Below are 23,275 nucleotides of genomic sequence, written 5' to 3'. Positions count from 1 at the left end.
AGCATGCAACCGTTGCGCCACTCACACACATATATGCCAGGCCTCGACGGACTGCGCACGTTCGCCGTCCTGGCCGTCATCTTGTTTCATTTGAACACACCATACATCACCGCCGGCTTTCTCGGGGTCGACGTCTTCTTCGTCTTGTCCGGTTACTTGATCACCGGCATCCTGTTGCGCAAATGGGCGGTCAAAGGACGGCTCGACTTGAAGAAGTTCTACGTCGCCCGGTTCCGCCGTCTGTTGCCGGCGCTCGTCTTCATGCTTGCCGTTGTCATGACGGTCGTTTGGCTGTTCGAACCGGATCTGCTCAATACGGTGCGGCAAGACACGCTCGCCGCGCTCGTCTACGTGAACAACTGGTGGTACGTCTTCCACGACGTGTCGTACTTTGAGAGCTTCGGCAAGCCGTCACCGCTCCAAAACTTATGGTCGCTGTCGATCGAGGAACAGTTCTACCTCGTCTGGCCGCTCCTTCTCCTTTTCGGTTTGAAGTCGAAGCGTCGTTTCCTTCAAGTCGTCGGCGTGACGTTGTTCGCCTCGGCGCTCTGGATGGCGGTCAGCTTCACACCAGGCGTCGATCCGAGCCGGGTGTATTACGGGACGGACACGCGTCTGTTCGCCCTCCTCATCGGAGCCGTCCTCGCCTTCGGCTGGCGGCCGGACGCGTTCAAGCACGACATGCCGGACGTCGGCCGGCGTATCTTGAACATCGGGGGCGCAGTGGCGTTCGCGACGCTCCTCATCGTCATGACGCGTGCGAGCGCGTATGGCACGTTCCTCTACTACGGCGGGTTCTTGCTCGTCGCGTTGGCATCAGCCGTCTTGATCGCCGCGACGGCTCACCCGTCGACCGTCTGGTCCCGTCTGTTTGGCAGCGAGTGGCTGCGCTTGATCGGGACCAGGACGTACGGTATCTATTTATGGCACTATCCGGTCATCATCTTGACGACACCGATCGAGCAAATCGGCACGTTCGAACTGTTCCGCGCGCTCGCCCAAGTCGCATTGACGCTCGTCATCGCCGAGCTGTCGTATCGCTGGATCGAGACTCCGGTGCGCCGTCACGGTTTCAAAGGGGTGCTTCAATCGTTTCGTCCCGTCATGTCGCCCGGACGGATCGCTGCCGTCAGCGTCGCGACCGCCCTCTCGCTCGTCCTCATCGGCAACTTGACGATTCTCGCGTTCAGCGGGACGAACGAGCGGACTGAAGAGATCCCGGTCGTCAAACCGAATCCGGCACCAGAACCACCGCCTGAAGAAACAGAAGCCGAGCGGCCGATCGACTCGTGTCCGCCGGCGCTCGCCATCGGCGATTCGGTACTTCTCGGGTTAAACGAATACCTCGGAAATGCGTTCCCGAACCTCGAAATCGACGCCGAGCTCGGCCGCCAAGTACGGGACGCCCAAGACGTCGCCGCCAAGCACGGGGCGTATAACACGTCCGGACACGTCGTCTTCCTCCATCTCGGGACGAACGGCGCCTTCAAGACGGAACAACTCGAGACGCTCCTCGACCAGTTCGCGGGCGCCGACCACGTCTACTTGATCAATACGCGCGTCCCGCGTCCGTGGGAGCAGGAAGTGAACGATAAGCTCGCCCGCGCGAGCGAACAGCGCGACAACGTCTCGCTGCTCGATTGGCACGCGGCGTCCGCCGGCAAAGGCGACTATTTCGAAGGCGACGGTGTCCATTTGACGATCGATGGCGCCGAGGCGTTCGGTCGGATGCTCGAAGACGAGATCGGCTGTATGAACGACAAATGACCTAGCGGCTGCTAGGTCATTTTTTCATGGGCGCCACTTCCAGCGCATGTAGTTGAGGAACAGCTTGATGTAGGCGAGCTGTTCGCGGATAACGTATTTCGGCTTGACCGAAGCCGGTGTCAACGCATAAAGCGCGTCCGTCTTCAGCCCGAAGTAGAGACGTGCGACGAGCCGGGCCCGGCGGACGTGGAAATCGTTCGTCACGACGGTGAGCCCCGGTTCCCCATCCCAAATCACGCGGCTAAGGAGAAAGTTCTCATACGTCGACGTCGAGGCGGCCTCAACGTGAATTCGCTCCTCGCTGACACCGCGGGCGATGAGTTCCCGCTTGATGACGAGCGCCTCGGCCATCCCTTCGTCCGGCCCTTGTCCGCCTGTCGCGATCAGCTCGACGTGCGGGAAACGCGTCGCGTAAGCTGCCGCCACCTCGATCCGATGCCGGAGTGCTTTCGATGGCTTGATCCCGTTCACTTTCGCCCCGAGGATGAGGACGTATCGATACGTGCCGTCTGGTTGTCGTTTCATCGTCTGCACCTGCCTTTACGAATGATTATATCATTCGACTGATACGTCTTTGTTACAGTAGCTAAAGCAAATATATGGTAGAATGGGTATCGGATTAATTTAAATCGAAGGAGTACCGATGATGCAAAACGTAAACCGAGCGCCCGATGACCGCATGCGGCAACGGCGCGAGACGCGACATAAAGGGACGACGATCGTCCTCCATAGCCTGTTGATTCTCGGCTTTTTCGCCTTCTTGATCGGCGGGGCCTACTTGACGCTCACGTCAGAGAAACGCGAAGTGTCCGACATGGAGAACCGTAAGCTCGCCGGTCCGCCGGTCGAGCTCTCGGTCGAAAACGTCATGTCCGGTGCTTACATGAAGAGCGTCGAGGCGTACGTGACCGACCACGTCGTCAACCGCGACAGCTGGATCAGCCTCCATGCGTTCTTATCGAAAGACTTGTTCCTCCAGACGGTGAAGAACGGTATTTACGTCTCGGCCGACGGGACGATGGAATCTCCGATGAAAGAAGGAGTCGACACGGCGACGTTGCTCGACGACTTGTCGACGTTCACACAGTCGATGCAACAGTCCGGCGTCGACGTCTATTTCGGGCTCGCACCGAACAAGGCGTCGATGGTCGACGTCGGACCGAACATGCCGGACTATATGGGCAACGATGCGCCCAAGATCTTCAAAGACGTCCGGGACGGCCTCGCGACCGTCGATGGGCTGACGGTCATGGACTACCGCAAACCGTTGAATACGGCCGACACGTTGAGTGACGTCTTCTATAAGACGGACTACCATTGGAACATCCACGGTGCCTATCTCGCCTATGCGCAGACGGTGAAGCAGATTGCGGACGACCACCAAGGCGTCGGTGAGCCGCTCAAACTTGGCGAACTGCGGACGAAGACACACGAGCGTCCATATTACGGATCATACGCCCGCAGCACGACGCTCCAATACGTCAAAGACGGTGATACGTTCGAGTGGATGGAGCCAAAAGCCGGCTACACGCCGAACAACATTTGCTACAACCGCTCCGAGACGTGCGGTGGCAACTTGATCAACAAGAAGCCGCTCAAGTCGGAGGAGACGTACACCGAGATGTACTCGCTCTTCCTCCACCGCAATTGGCCGCTCATCACGATGGATCAGGAGTCACCGAAAAATGACACGCGCGCGCTCGTTTTGAAAGACTCATATGCGAACCCGATGCTGACGTTGTTACCGGAGCATTTCGGTCATCTGTCGGTCATCGACATCCGTCACTTCGACGAGTCGTCAATCGAGACGTACGTGAAACAAAACGACATCGACGTCGTCTTGTTCATCCATAACGTCAACCTTGGCGAGTTCGTGCCGCTCTACCATGAGAAATTGAATGATTGAATTTCGACGAATCCATTCGCTGTTTGCGAATAGGCTCGTCTTTTTTTGTCTAATGACTTCGAGGCGCTGACGGTCTACGCATAGATCCCCTTCCAGTGGGACATGTCGTGTCGCTCATCCGGTGGCGCCGGAGACTCCTGAGGGATTAGCGAGCATAGGGAGACCCAGCAGCAACGAAGTTGCGATGCGGCTCCCTGCTCGCCCTAGGAAAGCGAAGGCGCCAGAAGGATGAACAACTGAATACGTGAAGCAACGAAGAGAAAAGAAAAAGAGCACTGGCGCGTCTATCGCGGACAGTGCTCTCTCTGTTTAGAACCGGAAATAAATGAACGGGTTGAAACTGCTCGCGACGATGTACGACACGGCGAAGATGAAGATCGTCGCCATGAAGCCGAGCCGCATGAAGCCGGCCATATAGTTGACCCACAGCTTCTTGCTGTCCTGTTCGAGGCGCAGCACTTTCTCACCGAACAGTTTCGGGAGCGGCGTCGCCGCGATCATCGCGATGGCCAAGATGACCCCGTACTGCACGAAGTAGAACATCGCCTCGCTATCCCATACCGGCGCCCCGTTCAAATTGAACATGGCCGACAAGTATGAGAGGGCGTACGGGAAGTCGTCCGCTCGGAAGAATACCCAACCGATGATGACGACGAACAACGTGAACGCATGCGCGAGCGGGGCCGGGAGCGCTTTGAGCCACGCCCCGAGGAACGCACGCTCGAGCATGATGAAGAGCCCGTAATACGCACCCCAGGCGATGAACGTCCAGCTCGCCCCGTGCCACACGCCGGTCAAAATCCAGACGATGGCGAGGTTACGGTACAGCTTCCACGCACTGCCACGGTTCCCGCCGAGCGGGATGTAGACGTAGTCGCGGAACCAACTGCCGAGCGAGATGTGCCAGCGCCGCCAAAACTCGGACACCGACCTCGAGATGTACGGATAGTTGAAGTTCTCGAGGAAGTGGAAACCAAACATCCGCCCTAGCCCGATGGCCATGTCGGAATACCCGGAGAAATCAAAGTAGATTTGAAGCGAGTACGCGATAATCCCAATCCAGGCGAGTCCCATCGACATCTCCCCCGCGTTTTGCGAGAAGATTTGATCGGCGACGTAGCCGGCGTTGTTCGCGAGGAGCATTTTCTTCGCGAGCCCGATGACGAACCGCTGAATCCCGCTCGCGAAGTCGTCCATCGTCTCTTTCCGGTCGTTAATCTCATCGGCGACCGTCTGATAGCGGACGATCGGCCCAGCGATCAACTGCGGGAAGAGTGAGATATAGAGCGCGAGGTCGAGCGGGTTGCGCTGCACTTTCCCGTCTTTCCGGTACACGTCGATGACGTAACTCATCGCTTGGAACGTGAAGAACGACACCCCAATCGGAAGCGGGATTTTCGGGTCAGTCAGCTCGAGCCCGGTGATGGCGTTGACGTTCTCGATGATGAAGCTCGTGTACTTGAAGACGGACAAGAGCAAGACGTTCCCGGCGACCATGCCGGCGACGAGCCACTTCGCTTTCTTCTTATTGTCACGGTTATTGTCGACGAGCAAGCCGAACGCATAGTTCATGACGATCGAGGCGAGCATGACCGCCGTGTAGATCGGTTCGCCCCATGCGTAGAACAGGAGACTCGCGACGAGCAGCACCGTGTTCTTCAAGAAGCGCGGCGAGACATAATAAAGGATTAAGACAATCGGTAAAAACCAAAACAAAAAGATCGTCGAACTGAAGAGCATGACGTTCCTCCTCTCTTAGAAAAATAAAAAGACTGCCCCGAGGGACAGTCTAAAGCCATCAACGCGTGAAGCGTTCGACGATTGCGTCGACGATGCGGCGTGACGCCTCCCCGTCCCCGTATGGGTTAGACGCTTTCGCCATCGATTGGTGCGCCGAAGCGTCTGACAACAACTCATCGGCGAGGCCGAAGATGACTTCTTCCTCGACACCGGCGAGCTTGAGCGTGCCAGCCGCCACACCTTCCGGACGTTCCGTCGTGTCACGAAGGACAAGGACCGGTACGCCGAGCGATGGGGCTTCTTCTTGCACGCCACCCGAATCCGTCAAGATGAGGTGTGAGCGTGACGCATAGTTGTGGAAATCGAACACGTCGAGCGGCTCAATCAAGTGGACGCGGTCGAGGTCGTTCAAAATTTCACCGGCAAGTTCCCGAACAATCGGGTTCATGTGGACCGGATAGACGACTTCGATATCGTCATACTTCTCGATCAAGCGGCGCACGGCACGGAACATGTTGCGCATCGGCTCGCCGAGGTTCTCGCGGCGATGGGCCGTGAGCAAGACGAGACGCTTGCCTTCTGCCGTGATCTTGTTCAACAACTCGTTGTCGTAGCCGTCTTGGACGGTCGTCTTGAGTGCGTCGATCGCCGTATTGCCCGTGACGAAGATGTCTGCTTCCGTCTTGTTCTCGCGAAGCAAGTTTTCAGCTGACGTCTCGGTCGGTGCGAAGTGAAGGTCCGCCATGACACCTGTCAATTGACGGTTCATCTCTTCCGGGTACGGCGAGTACTTGTTGTACGTACGAAGGCCCGCCTCGACGTGACCGATCGCGATCTGGTTGTAGAACGCGGCGAGTGACGCGGCGAACGTCGTCGTCGTGTCCCCATGGACGAGAACGATGTCCGGTTTCGCTTCTTTCATGACTTCATCGAGCCCGTGAAGGACGCGCGTCGTCACGTCGAAGAGCGTTTGGTTCTTCTTCATGACGTCGAGGTCATAGTCTGGAGTGATCTTGAAGAGCTGGAGAACTTGGTCGAGCATCTCCCGATGTTGGGCTGTGACAACGACGATCGGTTCGATCCCTTCACGTTGTTTGAGCTCCAATACGAGCGGAGCCATTTTGATTGCTTCAGGACGTGTACCGAACACGGTCATAACTTTAATCATACAGATTCTCCTTTAAGGGGTTTTCGCGGCAAGATGATCGTCTCGCCGACGTCGTTTTGGTCGACAATCGTCGTCCGCTGCGCCATCTTCTGTTGCTTGAACTCGGATTGGCGCTTCGAATCGAGCGTGCGGAACCATTTTAAGAACTTCATATACTCGTCGGCGACCTCGTCGACCGGTCCGTACTCACGGATCTCGCCGTATTCGAGCCAGATCGCCTGCGTACAGAACTGCCGGACTTGTGACACCGAGTGGCTGATGAAGAAGATCGTCTTGCCCTCGTCTTTGAACTCGTTCATCTTGACGAGACAGCGGTCGGTGAACGTTTGGTCCCCGACCGAGAGCGCCTCATCGATGACGAGGATGTCCGGGTCGATGTTGATCGAGATGGCGAAGCCGAGTCGCGACTTCATCCCGCTCGAGTACGTCTTGACCGGCTGATCGATAAAGTCGCCGATGTCGGCGAACTCGATGATCTCCGGGGTGATCGCCTTGATTTGATGCTTGTCCATCCCGAGCATGAGACATTTCAACTCGATGTTCTCCATGCCCGTCAAGTTGCCGTTCAGCCCTGACGAGATCGCGATGAGCGACGGTTTGCCGCGCAGCTCGATCTTGCCGTGGGTCGGCGGGATGACGTCCGATAACAAGTTCGACATCGTCGACTTGCCGGAGCCGTTGATCCCGAGGATGCCGACGACTTCGCCGGGCGGGACTTCGAACGTGACGTTGCGGAGCGCATAGAACTGCTTCCCGTTCGCCCGGTTGAACAACACTTCTTTCAGTTTATCACTTTGCTTCCGGTACAGCGTGTACCGTTTTGATACGTTTTCGAACTTTACTTGGTAGCTCATACGTCACCGCTCCTTAAATATAGTCAATGAAGTAGCGACGGAAACGGACGTGAATCGCCGACCCGATCAAGAACGTCACGAGCGTGAAGCCCCAGAAATAGAGGCCGTAGCCCAAGTTCTGCATGAGCCAGTCGGTTCCGAGGAACATCGACCGGTACCCTTCCACCAAATAGTAGAGCGGGTTAATCATGAGAATCGTTTCGAGCTTTCCAGTCGGTTGCCAGAAGATAGGGAGTAAATAAAGCATCATCCGAATAATTTGTGACAGCAAATTTTGAAAGTCGCGGATTATCGTGGCCAGTGCCGACGTCAACAGCGAGAACGCGTATAAGAACGCGAGCGCACTGAGGAGCAGGTATGGCAAGAACAACAAGTTCCAGCCTTCACTGATGCCAAACGCCATCATTAAGATGAACGCGATCGCGACCATCGCCACGTGTCGGTACAGTTCCGACAAGATGACGTACGCCGGGATCGTGCTGATCGGGAAACTCATCTTCGAGACGAGTGCGATCTTCGAAAAAACGGATCGAGAACCACTGACGATGGCCGGTCCAAAGAAGAACCATGGCACGATTCCTGAGACGAGCCATGGAAGGAACGGAACATCACCAACGTCTCGACCCGCACGAAGACCGAACCCGAAGACGAGCCAATAAATCGCGATCTGAATGATCGGCGTTATGATTTCCCACAAGTATCCGAAGTACTGCATCGAATAGCGACTTTTCGTTTCATATAGAGAGAGTCTCAATATTAAATAGAGACTCTCCCATAGTTCGATGAATACTTGTTTCGAGGCTTTGATCATAGCGGGCACCTAACGGATTAGGCCAACGTCACTTTCCCGTTGACGTATTCGTACAAGTTTCCGTAGTTGACAACCGCAAGGTCGCTGTCATCGGCCTTCACGATGTTACGTGTGTCAAAGATCATCGGACGGCGCATTGCTGCGTTCAACTCGTTGAAGTCGAGCGCTTTGAACTCGTTGTGGTCAACGAGGACGAGGACGATGTCCGCATCTTTGATCGCTTCTTCTTTCGACACGAGGTCGAAGTGTTTCGACGAAGAGACTTCGACGTGTGGATCGTGGACGGCGACGTTCATGCCTTGTTCGAGCATCAACTCGATGATCTCGACGGCTGGGCTTTCACGCATGTCGTCGACGTTTCCTTTGTATGTCACGCCGAATGCCGCGATTTTCGCCTCAGGCTGGTCTGAAACAAGCTTTTTCACGTTCTCGACGACGTAAGCCGGCATCGATACGTTCGTGTCGCGTGAGAGCTTGATGATCTTCGCGAGCTCAGGTTGTTTCGCCACGATGAAGTACGGGTCGACTGCCAAGCAGTGTCCGCCGACGCCTGGTCCTGGGCTGTGAAGGTTGACACGCGGGTGTTTGTTCGCCATCTCGATGACGTCGAGGACGTTGATGTCGAGGGCGTTACATACTTTCGCGAGTTCGTTCGCGAGGGCGATGTTGACGTCACGGAACGTGTTCTCCATGAGTTTCGACATTTCAGCCGTCTTCGCGTCCGTCTTGATGATCTCACCTTTTACGAACGTGCCGTATACTTTCGCACCGGCTTCCGCGCAGTCAGGCGTGATCCCGCCGACGATGCGGTTGTTGTACACGAGCTCATGCAAGATCTGACCTGGGAGCACGCGCTCCGGGCAGTGGACGAGGAAGATGTCTTCGCCGACTGTGAAGCCTGCCGCTTCGACGAGTGGCTTGACATGGTCGTCCATCGTACGTGGTGCGATCGTCGACTCGACGATGATGACGTTGCCTTTCTCGACATATGGAAGGACGCGTTTCGTCGCTTCAAGCACGTACGTGAGGTCACACGATTTGTGCTCGTCATCGTTGTTTGGTGTCGGGACGGCGATGATGAACGCGTCTGCTTTTTCTGGTTCAAGTGATGCGTGGAACTTGCCTTTCGCGACGACGTCTTTGACGACGTCTCCGAGGCCTGGCTCTTCGATGTGGATTTCGCCACGGTTCAATTTATCGACAACTGACTGATGAATGTCCACACCGATGACGTCGACGCCGTATTGGGCGAAGACCGCTGACGTTGGGAGTCCAATATATCCTAATCCGATCGTACATACTTTCATAGTTGAGCTTACCTCCATAGATTAGTGACAGGTGTCACTGAATATTACTTAACATTTCATATTGTTTAGGATTTTACCAAAAATCAAACCCATTATACTCCTGATACGATTTATTAAGCAATTACATTTTCATGACAAAACGGGATTATACCGGGCGAACCGCTCGTACGTTCGTACCGAGTAGATACTCCGTACTGAGCGCTGCCGCACGCACATCCCCTACACTATAGCAAACTTCAGGCAATAATGACCAATTCGAGACGGAAACGTTTGCGAACGTCAAGCGACGGAACTGATCATCGGTCACGACTTCTTTTAATTTGGCGCGCGTGTACGGGTTCAATAAGTAGACACGGATGACGGCCGTGTCCGGATACGTCGCGATGAGCGCATCCGCTCGTTCGAGCTTGTCGCCGATGACGACACCGCTCGATGCGGCGTGCTGGTTCAACACGCTGTATGAGAAGTACGACAGTCCGGCTTCGGCGACGAGGTCGCGAATCGTCGCCCGCTCGTCCGCCGCGTCCCGGTAATACAAACTCATCATCGACGTCTGGGCGTCGATTTTCCGTTCGATCAACCGCCGCGTCGACTCGTCCGCCTGGTCGAGCAACGCATTCAGCGCCTCGATGACCGCCATCCGTTGGCGGACCGAGAAGTCGTGGCTCTGCGCCTGCCTCGAGACGGACTGTTCCCGCACTTGCCGATAATAGATCGCCTCGGTGTCCGGCGCGAGTAGCTCGACGCGCGGTGTGAACGTGGCGAACAACGTCGAGAAGTAGACGACGTCTTCCCCGCTCTTTAAGCTCGGCTCGTACGCCGTGCGTTTCGCGTAGACGGTCGGGACGAGCTTACAGGCGTTCAACGTCAACAGCTGTGACATCTGCTCATACGCCCAGTCCTGACCGGCGAGACGTAAAAACTCGCGATGGAGCGGTGACGTGAGCGGTTTGCCTTCCGGGTCGCGATCTTGAATGTCGGCGATGACGATGCGGTCCGGGAGCGCCCGTGCGAACAGCGCTTCCAAGTACGATTCGCTCAGCGTGTCGTCCTCGTCCAAAAACGTCACGTATTGACGGGTCGCGGCGTCGAGCCCGCGGTTGCGGGCGATGCCGACGTTCGCCTCTTCTTCGAGCAGGCGATGGACGGTGACGTCTTTCCCGTAAGACAGGCTCGCATCATGGAGCGCTTGTCGGTTCGGCCCGTTGAAGACGAGCACCCATTCGACGAGCGACGGCTGAAGCGGCTGAAGCGTCTGACGTTCGAGCGAGGCGAGACACGCCTTCAGCAGTTCCACCGAGTCGTGCGAGGCGACGATGACGCTGACGCCGCGCACGGTCGGACCTTCTAAGAAAGTCGGGAGGCGCAACGGTTGAAACTGTTCATCGACCTTGCGTGTCCACGCCTTCTTCTCGGCCTGGACCGCTGCCAACTGCTCCTCGTACCCGCTCATGACGATTGCCCTTCCCGTTCGATCTTGGCGACGAGCTTGCCGGCGACCGGGATCGCTTTCGCGCGCTCCACGATCTGTTGGATCCGTTTGAGTTCGGTCTCGACCGTCTCCCGCTTCGCTTTCTCGCTCGCGGCAACTTTTCGCCACTTGTCAGCGTTCGCTTTCGCCTGCCGGACTTCCCGCTCGAGCTCTTTCATCTTCTGGATCGTGTTTTCTTTACCGCGGATATGTTTCGCGCCCTCTTCGAGCACGTCTTGTTTCACCGCTTCGATTTGGTCGGTCAATGCTTGCAGCTGTTCCCGTAAAAATGCATTCTCACGTTCGACATACTCAACTTGTTGACGGTCCATGACGATTTCCTCAGCTTTCTATGACCCACGACCCCATCTTCAATTGGACGGTGTGTTGGTCGTTTTGGAATTTGAATGCTAACTTGACGAACTTCGCTTCAACTTCTTTCGGAATCCGGTGGCGGATCTCATTCACACCGGGACGGAGCTCATGGCTGAACGCCGTCTTCTTCAAATTCTTTTTCGCGTCATACTGCATGACGTACAGCTCGATCGGCGTCACGTCTTCAGACAACAGCTCGATCGACCCGTCGAGGTCGATATACGGCGCACTTCCGAGCGTCGCGTCTTTTTGGAACTCGGACGACGGCGGCGCGCTGAAACTTTGGTTGAACAGTTGGAGATACCCGTTCTCCCCGCCGAGCGGGAGCACTTCGATGTTGGCGACGAACTGATCCTCCCGCAAGTTGAACAAGTCGGCGTTGAACGGGACGAAATAATGGTAAATGAACGGCTTGACCGTCACCGAGCGCGGCTTGTGCGACTCCGGCACGACGAGCTCGACTTGTTCCGGGTCGATCTCCGACCCGTCCAGTTGAACGGTCCAATTACGGGCCGTCCAGTCGTTCCAAAGCGAGACGTAGCCGTGTTCCGGCGTCTCGCTCGGTTTGAAGCGTTCACTCACGCCCGCTTCGACCCCGAGCCGCTCGTTCAACTGCTTCACTTGCCCCGGCACGACGTGGTCGAGCATGAGCCGCCAGTTGAGCGGCGCCGGAATAATCGTCGGCAAAAGCGGTGAGTCACTCCACGCGAACGATTCTTTGATGAAATGGAGCGGCTTCTCGCCGAACAAGGCGTCGAGGGCGACTTTGACGAGGTGCCCTTGACGGCGGAGCTCGTAAGGCGCCTCGATGATGTGGCGGAGGACGTCCCGGTCAAAGAGCGGCTGAAGGATCGTCATCTCGCGCATGAACCCGCTCCGGGCGTAAGCGTGAAAATGTTCGACCTTCAAATGGAACCAGGCCGCCTCGAGCCGTCCGCTCCAATCGCGGTCCGTCTCTTCGTCGAACAAACGATCGAGCATCGCCTCGACTTGTTCGCGTTCGCCTTCGCCAAATCCTTCAAATGGACGGATCGCTTTCCGCGACAGCTGTTGCTTCGCCTCGTGCTCGTCCATGTTGTCTTTCAAGAAGATGTGCTTGCCGTACAACCAGTCCGAGCCGTGTTTGCCGACTTCGGCATATCCATGGTCGATGTCGCGCCCGGTCGTCACACTCTCGTAGGCGGACAAGTTGCCGTCCGTCGCCTCATAGGACGACGCCATCCGGCGGCTGAGCGAGAGCGTGATCGTCTCGTCAGGTGTCGGTGTCACGGCGAGTTCCGCTTCAGCGAGCAAGTCACGGGCGAGCGTCGCCTCGTTCCCTTTCTCGTCCGGGACGTGGAGCGTCACGTCTTTCCCCGCTTCGAGGTAAAGTTTCGCGAGCAATACGTCGAGTGCACTGCCTGAGAACGGAATGTTCACAGACGCCATCGGGACGGCAGCGGCGCGTCGAAGTGCCGTGAGCCATGTGTCGGTGAAGTCGTCCCGTAGTTTGGACGCCCCGCGCGGCAGCTCGTCCCACGTCTCGATTGTGACGTGCCCGTCTTGTACAGTCAGCCGTTCGCCGGCAGCGAGACGTTTGACGCCCTCGATGCGCGTGTCGCGTCCGAAGATGTGACCGATGTGGCGCATCTGGCTCGCCGACTCCTGTCGTTCTGTCGACTTGCCGGCCCGATCGGCGACATCGACGAGCGATGAACCGACGACGACCGGTGCTTCCGAATAATAGACCGGCAGCAAGTTGTTGAACGGCACGTCGACCGTGAATGCGTCATCGAGGCGCAAAGCGACGTTCATCCCGTTCGGCTCCTCGCGAGACGGGTCGTAATGGCCGAGGCGCACGTCGAGCGGCGTCTCGGAGATGACGTGCGTCAATCCGTCACGGCGCTCAAAATCGAGCGTATGCGTCTTCGCTTCATACATAAAATGGCTCATAATGCATCTCCTCTAAGTATGGTAAAACGAGCAAACCCGGAAGCCCGGGCTTGCTCATTGTTTTCGATTCATTTCGGTCAAGATGAGTTGTTCAAGCTTCGGCGCGAGCGTCTCGATGGCGAAATGGTGATGCGCGTACGCCATGAACCGTTCGGTCGAGGCGAGCAGCTTGTCGGACTCGCCGCGGAACGAGCGGATGATGTCGACGCCGTCTAAGACGTTCTCCATCAACACGTCGTCCGGGTAAATCGTCTCGCTGCCCGTCCAGTGACGGATGATCGGATACGTGCCCGACGTCATCGCCTCGGCCGGTGCGAGGTGGAAGCTCTCGAGGTCGCTCGTCGATAAGACGAACCCGATCTTCGTCAACCATTCCGGCACGTCGTTGCCGTGACCGTCAAAGACGACGCTGTCTTTGAACGCCGGCTCCTCGAGTCGCTCGAGCAGACGGTCGTAGTAGGCGCGCTCGTCTTCCCGTTTGTTGATCCAGTAGATCTCGTTCGGGTGATGTCCTTTGATGAACAGCTTGTAGCGCGTGTCTTCCTTGCGGAGCGTCTCGAGCATGTCGAGCGCGAGGTCGAGCCGTTTCAGCTTCGGGTTGACCCCGATCATGCCGAGATGGAACGTCAAGTCGTCGAGCTGTTTCGGTTGAACGAGACGCGTCCCGTCGACGGCGTTGTAGATCATCGTCATCTTGTGGCGCGGGATGCGGAACAGACGATACATCTCCTCGAGCATATATGGCGACACGAGGATGATGCGGTCGATGTTGTGCAAGTTGTACTCGCGCGGGAACGGCGTCTCTTTCTCTTGGCGGTGGATGCGGACGATCATCGTCTGATGCGGCTTCTTATGATGCGAGTACCAGACGGCGTTGCCGAGCCCCCACTCACAGAAGATGATGTCGGCCTGTTCGAGACACGCCTTGCTGTGATTCACGTCATGAATCTTGTGTCCTTCCCACTCGTCGATCAAGACGTTGAAGCGCGGGTGGCGCTCGAAGTAATCCATGAACAGACGCAGGAACTTGAAGTCGTGCCCGGCGAACAGAAGGTTGATCTTCTTCATCGACCACAACTCGTCACGGAGGCGTTTGTACGTGTTCGTGAACGTATAGTACTGCGCCATCTCATATAGCCGTGTCGCCGCGTCGCGGTAAACGGCCTCATCGGTCAAGGCGAGCTTCGCCTTCTCGATGAACTCCTGTTCCGAGTTGACGTAGAGCGGGTAGTCCGGGCCGAGGATGAGCTCATGCATCGGGTTCCGGTTCAATAGTACCGGTTTCCCGAGCGAGCCGTACTCGAGCAGTTTCGTCGACAGTTCGAGCGAGGCGTCAAGCTCCGGATGGCGCCATGACACGCCGATCGCACTCGATTCGATGAGCGTCTCGACGTCGGCGCGCGGGATGCCCTTGAGCCACGTCAGCCCGTCATCCGACTTCAAGCGGGCGAGGATGTCTTGTTTGAAGTTCGGGTTGTTCGGGTCTTGGTTGAACTTGTCTCCCGCGACGTGCAGCTCGGCCGGATAGTCGGCACGGAGCTTCGCGAACGCGTCGAGGATCTCCGTCGAATACCAGAGCGGTGCGAACTTGCCCGTGTAGACGAGACGGTCGTTCGGTTTCGTGAACGTCGGGACGGCCTCTTTCACGTTCGGGATCATCGGGTTCAAAATGAGGAACGGACGGTCCGTCGGCAAGAACGACTCGAAGTACGTCTTCATCGCCTCGGTCTGGCAGAGCATGCGCGCCGAGCGCGACGCGATCTGTTTCAGCCGGGCGAGCTCTTCTTCGGACGCTTGCGTATGGTCGTGCGTGAAATCTGTGATGTACGTCCACGTCTTCGCCATCGTCTGTTCATATTGTGACAAGTCGTACGCGAGCTGGAAGCCGCGGACGAAGGCGAGGTCATACTTCTCCTTCGTCATCAACTCATCGATCAGCCCCGCCGCCTCGTCGGCTTGGAGCACCTTGCGCTCGACGTACGGCGCGTCTTGATAAGTTGGATCGGCGAACACGTCGATGAAGCGGACGTTCGGCAACTCGCGGATGCCGGCCGTCACTTCTGGTTTCGTAATCGAGCGTTTCAAGAGCACGTCGACTTTGATCGATGGGTCTTGGTTCAACATCGAGACGACGGACGTCAGCCAGATGGCCGACCCGTCGATCAAGTTCAAGTTGACGTCCCCGTAGACGAGGACGCGAAGTGGTGTCGTCATAGTTGTACCTCCTGAGCGACCGCTTGCGGCATGTCGCTCCCTGCTTTTACATATTGATACGGGTCCGTGCTGAAGATGCGTTCCCCGGACTGGGCGAGTTCTTTCAGCGTCGCGTCTTGTTTCAACACGTCGAGCGCCTCGGCCACGCTATAGAAACGGAGCACGTCCGGCTTCATGATCGAGCGCGACGGCGTCGCGTCGAAGACGTAACGGTACGTCCCGTCCGAGTCGATTTTCTCCAACTTGTCGTCCCACGTGAAGTAATCTTCTTTCGTCAAGATGTTCGAGTCGGCGTAACGTGTCGCGAGCATATAGTCCGACACGTACGCCGGGCCGTAATAGTCGCCCGGTCGGATGAACGCCATCCAATCGAAACCGTCCAAAATCTCGGACAAGGCGTTATATTGCGGCAAGTAACTGAGCATGAACGTCGACACGTCTTCCGTGTTGTACGCCTCATACAAATCGAGGTGGCCTTCGAACTTGTCGAGGAAGACGACGAGGTGTTTATGCTCGTAGTCTTGGGCCCGGAACGTCTCGACGGCGCGGTCCATCTCGTCCGCGGAACGGACGAACGCGACGAGCGCGACTTCCGGATGGTCGACACGGTACGGCAAACCGATTGTGCCGACGACTTGGGCGAGGCGTTGCGTGTACGTGTGATACTTGAGCACGTGACGCATACCACCCATGGCGACGTCCTCGTAGAAGCTGTCGTCCGTCAACAGTTTACGGAACGTCTCTTCGAGCATCTCGTCGCCCTCGTCCAAGAAGACGTAGTCGCCGAGCATCTGTTTGACACCGATCGAGCGCGTGCTGACGACCGGGGTCGCACAGGCGAGCCCTTCGAACACACGGCGCGAGAACATCGTCGGCGAGTCGTTCACCGAGTTGACGTTCAGCATGACCTTGAAGCCTTTGTACGCCTTGGCGATCTGGTTGTACTTCAGGCTACCGCGGATCGATTTACGGAACTGTTCCGGGAATTGGAGCTGGTCCGTCTCCCCGCGCTGGTTCATCTCATAGTTGCGGTCGTAGATGACGAGGCCGTACTTGTCGGCCGCCGCGAACAGGCGGTCCATGTCGATGCGGCGCGACTCGTGGCGGTTCGCGTAATACGAGCCGGCGAACGAGGCGAACGGTTCACGCGTCCCCGGCAGACGGATCGGGTTATGCTCTTTCGGCTGCGCCGCGAACGGCAGCGCGCCGACCCGGTCGTGCCCGCAATCTTCTTTATAGTTGTCGAGAATGTTCGCATCCGTCGTGTAGACGAAGTCGAACCGTTTCGCCGTCTCGATGAACCGGTCGTAGTGAATCGGGTCTTCTTTGTTCCAGAACACGGTCGGGACGTTGTTCAAACGGCACCACTCGAGAAGCGCGTCGAGCTCTTCCCACGTGTTCGTGCCATATTTGACGATCTTCTTCTCCCACGTCTTGTCGTTCCCTTTCCAGGCCGACTCGACCATGAGGAAGTCGGGCTGACGGTCGGCGAGGACGGCCGGCCAGTCGTCCGGCGAGAACGTGATCAACTCACATTCCGGACGGTACGAGGCGGTCGTGAACTCGTCGAAGATGGCCGCGACTTTCATCTCGTGCAACTCGCGCGGCGTCGCCTCGAACAGGCGGGCCTCACGCGGGTCGATCCATTCCGGCACTTGCGTCCGGTCGGTGATGATCTCCTCGCTGACACGGATGTTCGTGACGAGCGTCTCGCCTTGTCCGTCGACGCGGAGGGCGAAGCGGAGGTAGCGCACGTCTTTACTGAACTCGAAAATCTTCTCGCTGCCGAGCTGCACTTGTTGCATCGACAACCGCTCCGTGAGCGAGTACGAGATGATGTACAGGACGACGCCCGTGTTCTCGCCGAGCTCACCGTCGACCGTGACGCGGTAGCGGTGGTTCGGACGGACCGTGTACGGCTTCTCTTTCGGGAGCACCGTGAAGCGGTTGTTCGTCTCCATGTACGACACGTAACGGCGCGCGTCCGGCTCGACGTCCAAGACGAGGCGGAGTCCGTTCGGGTCTTGTTTCAGCTTGATCGACTCCGGCGTCGGGATCGTCCAGAACGTCGGGTCGAGGTCGAACGTCTCCGTGCGGCGGACACTGTTCTCGCGGATGACACCGAGCTTCAAGTCCGAGATCGTCCCGTTCCCGTGGAAGCGGACGAAGTAGCGGACCGACTCATGGCTCGGCGTGAGGCTCATGACGTTGCTGAAGCCGAGCGGTACTTCGATGAGCTGGTCGCGCTCGCCGTGCGCGTACGTCGCGACGAAGAGCGTCGCTTTCGCCATCTCGGTCGCGTCTCCTTTTAAATAGAAACGATAGACGTAGTCGTCCATATCGGCGAGCGGGAAGTCGATGCCGCGTTCGGTGTCGACGTGCGGGAGCGCCGATTCATGGACGCCGTAGTGCTCGTATTGGTTGCCTTGTCCCGTCACCGTGATCGTGCCGCCGTCAACATGGACGATGCGGCTGAGCGGGGAGAGGAGTTCGAGCGACTCGGCGTCGAGCTCGATCATCGTATCGAAGTCTGAGTCAGCGACGGCGCTGCTCATCCCTTCGACGTTCCAAAGCGGTTGTCCGTCGATGAGGAGCGACTGGATCAAGACGCGTCCCTTCCCTTGCGTCTGAATGACGAAGCGGGTCTTCGTCTCATCTTCGCGGAGTGTGACCGTCGTACGGACACCGTCCCCGACACGGACGACGCGCGTCCGTTCTTGGTCGCTATACATCATGACGAGAAGCGTGACATCGATGTCACCGCTCTTCTCGACGTTCAGGCTCGCGTCAAACTCGCGGATCGACGGGTTGAGCTGGAACGAATCCGGGCCCGGCACCGTGCGGAATGACGAGGCGCGCTCACCGTACGTCAAAAATTGCTTCTCGGCCATCGTAGAAACGAGCGCCGCGCCGTCCACTTCATAGTTTGCAGACGTCCGGGCATGCCAAGACGGGACGACTTCGACGAACTGTCTCGTCTGCACTTGCGTCTTCGTCCCTTTCATCAACCGACGGCCGATTCGTTTGCCGCGCTGCATGCCTAAATAGACACCACGTTTCACTTTACGTTTCCAACTCATGGGGGTTCCTCCAAATTCATAATGGCATCGTTTTCTCTTTAGCCGATGCCTTCTTATTTGAAACATCTCGTTTCGACACCCATTGATTATAGCAAACGCTCAATTCAAAAGGCAAAATCAACTGGATGACAAATCGAAGACAGAACAAAAGGACACCCGTCTGGATGTCCTTTCGCAATTCATTATTCTTTGACGTCGACCACGCGGCCTTCGACCGTCGGTGTGACTTCGCCTTGTTTTACGAGGTAGTCGCGCATGATCTCCCAGTCGATGAGACCGAGATCGTTGACGCGTCCTTCTTCGTAAGCCTTCTTGAACTCGAGGTAGTTGTCGCCACCTTTCGCCGCGAAGAAGTTCGTCGCGATCTTATACGTCGCAGACGGGTCGATATCGACATACGTCTCACCTTGAAGCACTTGCGCCTTGACGACGCGGCTGTTCGCCGGTTTCGAGCTGTCGAACTCAAGCTTCATGCCAGACATGTGGAGGAAGCCGCCGCTCTCGATCGGATAGACGCTGACGCTGCGCTCAAGCGCCGCGAGCAACTCGCTGCCTTGAAGCGTCATGACCGCGAGTGTGTTGCCGAACGGGAGTGTCGTGAGCACTTCACCTGTCGTGATCGGACCTTCGTTGATGGCTGCACGGATGCCGCCCGCGTTTTGAATCGCTGCGACGACTTGTGGATCGACTTGCTTCGCACGGTCGAGCATGCCGTCCGTGATCAAGTTTCCGAGTGCCGTCTCGTTTTTACGTACGCTCGGCTTCGTCACGTCACCTGAGTCACGCAAGTTTTCGAACGCAGCAGTCGCTGATGCGCCGATTTCAGCATTCTTGATGCCGTCGATTTCAGCCGCGAACGGTGCGAGGAGACGAGCCGCCCCTGGGTCTGGCGCGTACGTCTTCACGTCGATCAACTTACCGGCTTGCGAGACGACTTTGCCGTCTTTGTCGAACACGAGGTCGAGTGTGCCGAGGAAGTCGCCATACTGATACGCTTGGACGATGACCGTCGGGTTGTCGCCTTCTGTGATGAGGACCGGTGCGTCGAGACGTGTATGCGAGTGACCGCCGATGATGACATCGATGCCGTCGACGTGTTTCGCAAGCTCGAGGTCGTTGTCGATCGCCGGGTTGTCATCGTAGCCGAGGTGCGACACAGCGACGATTTGGTCGACGCCCATATCTTCGAACGCCTTGACGGCTTTCTTCGCTTCTTCGATATAGTTTTGGAACTGGATCGGACCTGGGCTCGCGATGTTCGCCGTGTCTTCCGTCGTCAAACCGAAGAATCCGACTTTCTTGCCATCGACTTCTTGGATGATCCCTTCATACAAGCGGCCGTTGAACGGTTTTGTCGCGATTTCGTCGCGGAAGAGCGACTTCATGTATTGGTCGTTCGAGTAGTCGACGTTCGAGCTGACGAACGGGAAGTTCGCGTAGCGGACGAATTGCGAGAACTCTTTATGGCCCGTCTCAGTACCGAGGTCGAACTCGTGGTTACCCGGCACCATCATGTCGTACTTCATGTAGTTCATGAGTTTGAGGTCGACTTGTCCTTTGAACTCGTTGAAGTAAAGCGACCCCGAGAACACGTCACCGGCGTCAACCAAAAGACGGTTCGGGTTTTGCGCGCGGAGTTCTTTGACTGCAGCGGCACGGTTCGCCGCGAAGTCGAGTGAGGCGTGCGTGTCGTTCGTATGCATGAACGAGAGCTCGTACCCTTTCACTTCGTAAGGAACGTCGAGCGTGACCGTACGGCCTTTATGCGTGTACGACGCCGTCGCCGTGAATTTCCCGATCTTGTCCGTCGACAAGTTCGTCCATTTCACCGGTTGACGGAGGACACGGTCGACGAATTGGATTTGGAGCGTGTTGAGTTGACCCGTCAACTTCTCGCCGTGTTTGAACGTCAACTCACCCTTCGGTGCGATGATTGCTTTCGGATAGTTGATGACGCGCACTTTCTTCTCGAAGTGCTGGTTCTTCCACTTGATGTAGCCTTTGACCGTTTGATATGTACCGAGCTTGTCCATGTCTACCGTCGATTTGTACCAGTAGATCTTGTTGCCTTGGTATGTCTTGTCGAGCGCTGCGTCGAGATCCCCGTTCTCGACGAAAGCTGCCTTCAACTTCACCGTTTGTTTTGCCGGGGCTGCCTCTGTCACGACCGCAGGGGCGATCACCGATGCCGTGAGCGTCGCCGCGAGCATCCCTTGATAAAACTTGCGTGTTTTCGAATTCAACATGCAATTATTCCTCCTTTGATATGTATAAGTCGACCGAAACGAAGTCACACCCGCGATTTCTCCCCCATTGCTTGATGTCTGACCTCAAGCCAATGGAAGCGATTACAAAATCCGTACTGACTTCACCTTTAAAGATACGCAATCTCATAAAATAACACAATTACTTTTCTGTAAATATTTCGTTATTTCTTTTGGATTTTGAAAAAAGAGGACGCCAAATGGCATCCTCTCTACGTTTTACTCTTCCACGATTTCAATTTCTTCTTCCGGCACGTCGACCTCGCCTTTCGGCATCTCGATCGTGCGCGAGCGTCCGTCCGATAGCGAGTACGACACGACGTATGCCGAGTCTGTCTCCGTCACGTGTGAGAACGTGACGCGCGTGCCCGTCTTCGACATGTGGAACAACGTGATGAACGACGTACCCGCCCCCGTCTTCGTCGAGACGACTTGGTGGCGCGGCGTCCATTCGAAGTCGCGATAGGCGACGAAGCTCGGCTCGAGGCGCATGACGCCGGTCGAAGCAATCGGCATTTGCACGACTTGGAGCGTCCGTCCTTCTTTGTCACGGAACATCGTCTCGCCGTCTTTCTCCTCGATCGGCTCAAGGCCGACGCCGAGGTGGAACCGCTGCGTGAACGAGGCGCGTGAGTCCGAACGGACCGTATCGGCGACGATCACCGTGCCGGCCTGGTCATGGGAAATGCTGCGCGTGTGGTGGACCCCTTGTCCCATCAGTTCGCTGTAGCCGGTTGCCCGTTGCAACCCGTCCGTCTCCTCGACCGACAAGATGCCGCTCTTCCCGAGCGTGCTCGCATGGAGCGTCAGCTGGCGCGTGCCCGTGTTGATCGTGTTGTGGGCGTTGACGTGGACGGCCTGATTCCGTTCCGGCAAATTCGTGTAGCCGAAGCGGCCCGTCTCGACGATGAAATCACGCCCATAGCCGTACAAGTCGATGCTCAAATCGTCCTGATGCTTGTGCGCCGTGTTATGGAAGCCGGCCGTCATCATGAGCGAGACCGCCTCGTCGAACGGACGTTTCTCGCCCCAATGCTCGCGCAGGACGGCATATTGCGTGTGGAGCTGCTTCGTCCGCTCCAACGGACGGACGCCTTCCTTGCCGCCCGTGACGGCGAACAATAGGTGTGGATAGTCGCGCAGCGTCGAGATCATCGACGTCGTCCGCGGCTCGCCCGTCGTGTCACCGAAGAGCGGCAACGTCCGGTTCGGCTTGACGAGATGGACGAGCGTCTCCGGCATCTGCTCGACCGCCTCTAGTCGTGGCGACGTCGTGAAACCGTTCGCCTCGATCCAGCGGTTGAAGCGGTACAGCATCTCATACGTGTACACTTGGTAGCCCGGCGAGTGCTCGAGGTGGACGTTGTCCGGGCTGAGCGAATGGTCGAGCTGTTCGGTCAGACGTGCCGCCGCGAGCTCACGCCATTCGGCCGACCGCTCGAGTTCCGGGAACGTCTCGGCGATGTCGGTGAGCGCCATGTCTTGGAAAATCCCGTGGTTGTGGCGTGGGCGATAGAACGATGGCGTCGACAACACCTCACCGTGTCCTTCGACGGCACGGAGCACGAGCGCGCTGAACGCGGCGTCATTGTTCAGACGCGAGCGTTTGTATTGGTTCCAGAAGTTGATTAAATGGAACGTGCGGATGGCCGTCCCTTGTTGATGGTAGGCGTTCGGGTAACGTTTGTATTGCGCGGTCGGATACTGCTTGACCCAGCCCTCGACGAGCTGCTTCCCGTACGCCAAGTATTTGACGTCTTTCGTGTAATGGTACGCCATCGTCACTTGGTTCAACACCATCCAGTATTGTGCCTGGAACATGAACGACGTCGAGTCGCCGACTTTGATGTCGCGCTCCCAGTCGAACATGGCGATGTCCGGCACGGCTTGACGGCCTGGTGCCGCCCCGAGCCGCCAGCTGCCATTTAGTGCCGAGTCGGCTTGAGACACGGCTTGCGCCTCCGTCAAGAAGCCGTAATAGTACGGCACTTCGCGCTTCACCGAGCGCGCCGTGTAGTTATGGAGCAGGCGGTCATATTGGCTGTCGGCGACGACCGCTTTCGTGAGTGTCGTCGTCTTGAGCGGGATGTCCCGCTTCAAGCCGTATGTGCGGCGCCCGTCGACCTCGACTTGATAGTAACTCCCCGAGACGCCGACGACGTCGTAGCGCTTGTTCGGTGTAAGCGTGGCGATCGGTCGCATCGACTTGTCCGGCATGAGCCGATAGACGGTCGTGTCTTTCCCGACTTCGGTGAAAAATGGACGTGTGCTCGCTTCCGCGCCGACCGATGTCGCCGTCAAGATGAGTGCTGTCGACAAGAGCGTGCCTTTCATAAGTAGATTCATCAAATACCCCTTTTATCTTTTTTTACCATCATACCATGAT

Annotated in this window: 15 protein-coding genes; 2 read left to right on the top strand and 13 right to left on the bottom strand. The window is 57.1% G+C overall.

The features are described 5' to 3' along the window. Window positions 1-3: 3 nt before the first annotated feature. The gene (locus P398_RS0106140) at window positions 4-1,767 is read left to right on the top strand and encodes an acyltransferase family protein (RefSeq protein ID WP_029334472.1); all 1,764 of its coding nucleotides are present in this window, start codon (window positions 4-6) and stop codon (window positions 1,765-1,767) included. A gap of 24 nt (window positions 1,768-1,791) precedes the next feature. On the opposite strand, the gene P398_RS0106135 is transcribed toward P398_RS0106140, so the two are convergent. Then, window positions 1,792-2,292, bottom strand: coding sequence for a YdcF family protein (locus P398_RS0106135; protein ID WP_034798955.1), 501 nt, complete (start codon window positions 2,290-2,292; stop codon window positions 1,792-1,794). Between the two features lie 121 nt (window positions 2,293-2,413). Between P398_RS0106135 and P398_RS0106130 the strand changes: the two genes are divergently transcribed. Further along, a complete protein-coding gene (locus P398_RS0106130) occupies window positions 2,414-3,673 on the top strand; it encodes a DHHW family protein (RefSeq protein WP_029334470.1) in 1,260 nt (419 codons plus the stop codon). A gap of 309 nt (window positions 3,674-3,982) precedes the next feature. Here the strand turns inward: P398_RS0106130 and P398_RS0106125 are convergent, their stop codons facing one another. From P398_RS0106125 to P398_RS0106070, 12 genes are all read right to left on the bottom strand, one after another. Next, window positions 3,983-5,413, bottom strand: a complete 1,431-nt coding sequence (locus P398_RS0106125; protein ID WP_029334469.1) for an MBOAT family O-acyltransferase — start codon at window positions 5,411-5,413, stop codon at window positions 3,983-3,985. Between the two features lie 58 nt (window positions 5,414-5,471). After that, window positions 5,472-6,581, bottom strand: a complete 1,110-nt coding sequence (gene wecB, locus P398_RS0106120) for a non-hydrolyzing UDP-N-acetylglucosamine 2-epimerase (RefSeq protein ID WP_029334468.1) — start codon at window positions 6,579-6,581, stop codon at window positions 5,472-5,474. Further along, the gene (gene tagH / locus P398_RS0106115; RefSeq protein ID WP_024370615.1) at window positions 6,578-7,435 is read right to left on the bottom strand and encodes a teichoic acids export ABC transporter ATP-binding subunit TagH; all 858 of its coding nucleotides are present in this window, start codon (window positions 7,433-7,435) and stop codon (window positions 6,578-6,580) included. Before tagH ends, wecB begins: the two co-directional genes overlap by 4 nt. Window positions 7,436-7,448: 13 nt before the next feature. Further along, window positions 7,449-8,246, bottom strand: a complete 798-nt coding sequence (locus P398_RS0106110) for an ABC transporter permease (RefSeq protein ID WP_034798952.1) — start codon at window positions 8,244-8,246, stop codon at window positions 7,449-7,451. A 17-nt stretch (window positions 8,247-8,263) separates the two neighbouring features. After that, window positions 8,264-9,553, bottom strand: coding sequence for a nucleotide sugar dehydrogenase (locus tag P398_RS0106105; RefSeq protein ID WP_029334466.1), 1,290 nt, complete (start codon window positions 9,551-9,553; stop codon window positions 8,264-8,266). Between the two features lie 145 nt (window positions 9,554-9,698). Next, window positions 9,699-11,006 carry a glycosyltransferase family 2 protein gene (locus P398_RS0106100; RefSeq protein WP_029334465.1) on the bottom strand — a complete coding sequence of 436 codons (1,308 nt, stop codon included), beginning with the start codon at window positions 11,004-11,006 and terminating at the stop codon, window positions 9,699-9,701. Then, window positions 11,003-11,356, bottom strand: coding sequence for a hypothetical protein (locus tag P398_RS0106095; RefSeq protein WP_029334464.1), 354 nt, complete (start codon window positions 11,354-11,356; stop codon window positions 11,003-11,005). The genes P398_RS0106100 and P398_RS0106095 overlap by 4 nt, the downstream gene beginning before the upstream one ends. A 10-nt stretch (window positions 11,357-11,366) precedes the next feature. After that, window positions 11,367-13,331, bottom strand: coding sequence for a hypothetical protein (locus tag P398_RS0106090; RefSeq protein ID WP_029334463.1), 1,965 nt, complete (start codon window positions 13,329-13,331; stop codon window positions 11,367-11,369). A gap of 54 nt (window positions 13,332-13,385) precedes the next feature. Further along, on the bottom strand, window positions 13,386-15,545 hold the full coding sequence (locus P398_RS0106085) for a glycosyltransferase (RefSeq protein ID WP_029334462.1): 2,160 nt from the start codon (window positions 15,543-15,545) through the stop codon (window positions 13,386-13,388). Beyond that, complete coding sequence (locus tag P398_RS0106080) at window positions 15,542-18,625, bottom strand: CgeB family protein (protein WP_029334461.1); 3,084 nt, start codon at window positions 18,623-18,625, stop codon at window positions 15,542-15,544. The genes P398_RS0106085 and P398_RS0106080 overlap by 4 nt, the downstream gene beginning before the upstream one ends. Window positions 18,626-18,807: 182 nt before the next feature. Further along, on the bottom strand, window positions 18,808-20,871 hold the full coding sequence (locus tag P398_RS0106075) for a bifunctional metallophosphatase/5'-nucleotidase (RefSeq protein ID WP_029334460.1): 2,064 nt from the start codon (window positions 20,869-20,871) through the stop codon (window positions 18,808-18,810). Window positions 20,872-21,108: 237 nt separating this feature from the next. Further along, window positions 21,109-23,235, bottom strand: a complete 2,127-nt coding sequence (locus P398_RS0106070) for a heparinase II/III family protein (protein WP_051638880.1) — start codon at window positions 23,233-23,235, stop codon at window positions 21,109-21,111. Between the last annotated feature and the right edge of the window lie 40 nt (window positions 23,236-23,275).

This window comes from Exiguobacterium aurantiacum DSM 6208 (assembly GCF_000702585.1).
GTDB classification, from domain to species: Bacteria; Bacillota; Bacilli; order Exiguobacteriales; family Exiguobacteriaceae; genus Exiguobacterium; species Exiguobacterium aurantiacum.
The sequence above is the reverse complement of the archived record's forward strand: the minus strand, read 5'-3'. Positions and strand labels throughout refer to the sequence as shown.